This window comes from Psychrobacter sp. FME6 (genome assembly GCF_014861365.1).
Lineage (GTDB): Bacteria > Pseudomonadota > Gammaproteobacteria > Pseudomonadales > Moraxellaceae > Psychrobacter.
The window spans coordinates 1-2876 of the sequence record NZ_RRYW01000172.1 but is presented as its reverse complement, the minus strand read 5'-3'; the positions used below and the strand labels follow the sequence as shown (position 1 = coordinate 2876).

At 39.4% G+C, this 2876-nt stretch carries 2 protein-coding genes and 1 pseudogene; 1 reads left to right on the top strand and 2 read right to left on the bottom strand.

Annotated features, from left to right (window positions below):
- Positions 1–599, top strand: a pseudogene (locus EI162_RS13945) (hypothetical protein); the annotation flags it as partial.
- A 183-nt stretch (positions 600–782) separates the two neighbouring features.
- On the opposite strand, the gene EI162_RS13940 reads toward EI162_RS13945, so the two are convergent.
- Together EI162_RS13940 and EI162_RS13935 are read right to left on the bottom strand one after the other, a co-directional pair.
- The gene (locus EI162_RS13940) at positions 783–992 is read right to left on the bottom strand and encodes a helix-turn-helix domain-containing protein (protein WP_192524901.1); all 210 of its coding nucleotides are present in this window, start codon (positions 990–992) and stop codon (positions 783–785) included.
- 291 nt (positions 993–1283) lie between these two features.
- A protein-coding gene (locus EI162_RS13935; protein ID WP_192524900.1) for an IS3 family transposase occupies positions 1284–2449 on the bottom strand; the annotation gives its coding sequence in 2 pieces (ribosomal slippage) (positions 1284–2191 and positions 2191–2449; 1167 coding nt in all).
- Positions 2450–2876: the final 427 nt, after the last annotated feature.

The window sequence follows — 2876 nt, the reverse complement described above, 5'->3', positions numbered from 1 at the left end:
TTCTCTTTGTTGTGGTAAACAAGAGTGTAAGGCGTTGCTTATTTTTTTCAACTATCTCCCAATTCTATACAGCCCCTAATAGTTTGATGCTAAATGAGTCAAGAAGAATGCAATCAATTCCTCTCAAAGGCTTTATTCATTTAGAATTTCTTAACATACTTCTAGCAGTTAGAGAGCTAGGAGATTTGTATTTATTACCAGAAACAACACTAAAAAAGCTATTCCTTGACCAAGGTGAACTGTCTTATTTCACAATTATATCATGCCTTTTCTATATAAAAGATAATAAACAATATGACATTATTCGATTAGAATTAATCAATTATATTAATCAGCAATTATCTAATTTAGAAGATATTACTACTAATAGTGAAAAAGCTTACTTATTACTAGATATTCTAAGCTGCCCCTATTTTTCTAATAATGATAGCGAAAAATTAGTAGAGGAGGTAGCTTCTTTACTAAAAATTAGTTTGAATACCAGTGAAATAAGCAATCTTACTCATTCTTTTAAAAATCAATGCTGGCATACTGATTGGAGTAATGTAGACTTGCTCAATTTGTTAGAAAAGAAAGAGTTGAAGCAATCATATTCATAGGGTACTATTTAAAACGAAGCATCCTCTCAACATAATCGCTTTTATAGGATTATGATTATGTACGACGATAAGCTAAAAGTCGTATTATCTGTCTCAACGAATGAGTGTTAGTTTTCACAATAACCACACACCCAGGGGATGCTTTCACTCTTAATTCACCTAAATTCTAAAGAGCATTGTAATTCAAACTAACTCTTGAATCTCAATTCCCAGCGCATCACATATCTCATACGCCTTCTTCAGCGTAATATTCTTCTCACCACGCTCGATATTTCCCATATAGCTTCGATCAATACCAGCTATCTCTGCCAGTCTTTCTTGAGATATTCCTTTACCTTTTCGTACCTCACGGACACGTCTTCCAAAGGCAACCATACGCTCATCTGTTGTCATCTCATTAACCACTGCTAAAAATAGCAATACTCACAGTGGTGGGCTATAATATCCACGGGATATAGTCGGTATTAAAAGGCGAGTATGAAAACAAAATTAGAGTATCAACCAGGCATTGCAGACGCTACAAAGCTTATCTGTGAGAAGTATTGGTTAATGAGGCGCAATAAACCCAACGAGTTTGTACATAGCTGTCAAGAAATCGGTCAAGTATTTGGATTTAGAGCTAAGGATATCTCTAATATTGACCCCTGCCGTCAATCCCGTACAGTTAAACTTGGGAGATTTTGATTACGCAGCCTGACGATAATAATCAAACCACACCTGTCTTGGCGATTTATAGCCTAAACCCTTTTGAATCCTAGTCTGGTTGTAATATAGCTCGATGTATCCAATGATATCGGTAATGGCGGCAAACCTTGTTTTATAGTCTTGGTGATATACTAGCTCGTTCTTCAATATGCCCCAGAAGCTTTCTATGGGTGCGTTGTCAAAGCAGTTGCCTTTACCGCTCATTGAACCTGTAAACTGATGCTGCTTGATGATCTTGTGGTAAGCATGGCTACAGTACTGACTGCCTCTGTCAGAGTGAACGACTAGCCCTTTGCTTGGTCGTTTATTCTTGATGGCCATGTTCAATGCTTTGCATACTAGATCTGCGGTCATTCGCTTATTGATCGCATAGCCGACCAGCTCTTTGGTATATAAATCTTTGACTCCCGCTAAATACAACCAGCCCTCAAGCGTCCAAATATAGGTGATGTCACTGACCCACGCTTGGTTAGGGCGACTGGTATCAAACTCTTGATCCAACACGTTTGGATAGACCAGTTTGTTGTGATTGGAGTCGGTGGTGACTTTAAAGCGTTTGTGGCGACGGCATTTGATGCTGTATTCCTCTTTGATGCTTCTGACCATGTAGGGACTGATGTTATGACCTTGCTCACTTAGATGCGCATGCAGACGCTCAACACCATAGCGCTCATGAGTTTCACTGTGAGCGGCTCTAACCAATAGCTCAGACTGGTTACGATGTATCTGTTGGTCGCTGATATCGCGACCCAGCCAATCGTAATAGCTTGATGGCTTTACTCTCAAGACGTGACACATGCGAGTGATGCTAAAAATCTGTTGGTTGTCTTTGATAAAGGCGTACTTCATTAACTGTGCTTGGCAAAGTACGCCGTCGCCTTTTTTAATATCTCTCGCTCTTCTTCAGCAACTTTAAGTTGTCGCTTGAGCTGCTTTATTTCTTGAAGAGCTGTCATAAGATCAGGTTCATATTGCTCTGTGCCGATAAGCTTGCCTTTATTGGCTTTGTTCTGCCAGTTACATAAGGTTTGCATGGCTATGCCGAGCTGCTTTGCAGTAGCGGAGATGTTACCGTTATTATCTGCTATCTTCTTAACGGCTTCGGCTTTGAATTCTGTGCTATAGGTTCTTATTTTGTTGACCATGATAAACTCCGATTAATATGCTTAGTTTACCAAGTTTACCTCTACGGTTTCTTCAGCATAGCTCATATCGCCAAAACCAATTCTCACCTTATCGTACTCGACAGCCAATGTATCGTTTGCGGCAAAATGCATATCTGCCATAATCGCTCACAATTTAATCAATTAAAGCCAGGGAGTTGGCGGTGTGATCTGTGCTGGAAAACACTTAGTAAAAGAACAATACAGGCGCAACCACTTTTAGAAAAACCTGTTGAGAAAAAGAGTTTACAAGAAGAGCAACAGCAGGCGTTTCTAGAATACATTAATAGCTATCGGACTACCCAACTCAATGAAACACCACCAGTAACCACACTTAACGAAGTTGATAAACTCGGTGTAATGGACATTATTCATGCTGTCATAGGGTCTAACGCTATATACTGTCTAT